The organism is Actinomycetospora sp. NBRC 106375 (assembly GCF_030269665.1).
GTDB lineage: Bacteria > Actinomycetota > Actinomycetes > Mycobacteriales > Pseudonocardiaceae > Actinomycetospora.
Window position 1 is genome coordinate 1 of sequence record NZ_BSTS01000071.1, and the last position, 1,051, is coordinate 1,051.

General features: G+C 74.9%; 1 protein-coding gene. It reads right to left on the reverse strand.

What is annotated here, in order from left to right; all coding sequences use genetic code 11:
- Positions 1 to 1,051, reverse strand: a 1,051-nt coding sequence (locus QSK03_RS32905; protein ID WP_285660048.1) for a hypothetical protein, incomplete at both ends; no start/stop codon positions are given.

The following is a 1,051-nucleotide window of genomic DNA, read 5'->3' on the forward strand; positions in this document are numbered from 1 at the left end:
GTGAGCACGATGCGCCATTCGCCGTGGTGGTAGCGGGCGAGCATGGCGCGGGCGGTGGCGGGTAGCAGGGTGCCCCAGCCGGGGAGCTGGGCGGGGTGTTCGTCGAGCCCGAGGGCGGTGCTGAGCTGCAGCCGGATCTCCACGGTGCCTGTACGCACCCCGCTGGTGCGCGGCAACTCGCTGCCCTCATCGCCGGTGTCGTCCCCGGTGTCGTCGCTGGGCCGGTCGCCGGGCTGGTCGGCGCCGTCGCCGCCGGTGTCGTCGCCGCGGTCGTCGCCGGTGTCGTCGCCGGTGTCGTCGCCGGTGTCGTCGCCGCGGTCGTCGCCGCGGTCGTCGCCGCGGTCGTCGCCGCTGTCCTCACCGTGATCGCCGGGGCCCTTGTCGGTCGCGGGCTCACCGGCCGGCACCGCATCGTTCGCGGGGTCGGTGTTCGCGGGGTCGGTGTTCGCGGCGTTGTCGGCGGTGTCCTCGGGCTCGTTCCCTGATTCGTTCTCCGGCTCGCCGCACGGCTCGCCGCCGGGGTCGTCGTCACCGTCGGGAGGTTCGTCGTCGCCTGGGTCGTCGTCGCCCGGTGCGCTGCCGCGTGCCCCGTCGTCCGGCCCGCTTCCGTCGTCGTCGGGACCACCGTCGTTGTCGGGACCACTATCGGGGCCGTCGTTGTCGGGGCCGTCGTTGTCGGGGCCGGTGTCGGGGCCGGTGTCGGGGCCGGTGTCGGGGCCGTCGGGGTCGGGTGGGCGCAGGGTGTGTTCGAGCAGGTCGAGCAGGGTGTCGTCGTCGAGGCCGACGGCGGTGCCGTCGAGCTGGGCCAGGTACACCTCGGCCCGCAACTGCTCGATCTTGACCCGCAGCCCGCGGCGGCGCAGCTCCGCGGCCAGCGCCTCGGCGCGGGCCATCGAGATCGCGGTCCGGTCGACCGGCAGGTCGCAGCCCGAGAGGTTCGCGGTCCCCGACGGGTTCCGCGAGGCCAGCAGCCGCGCCTTCTTCAACGCGTTGGTCTCGCGGCGGGCGGCCCAGTCGGGGTCGAGGGCGTGCGCGAGTTCCTGGATGCGTT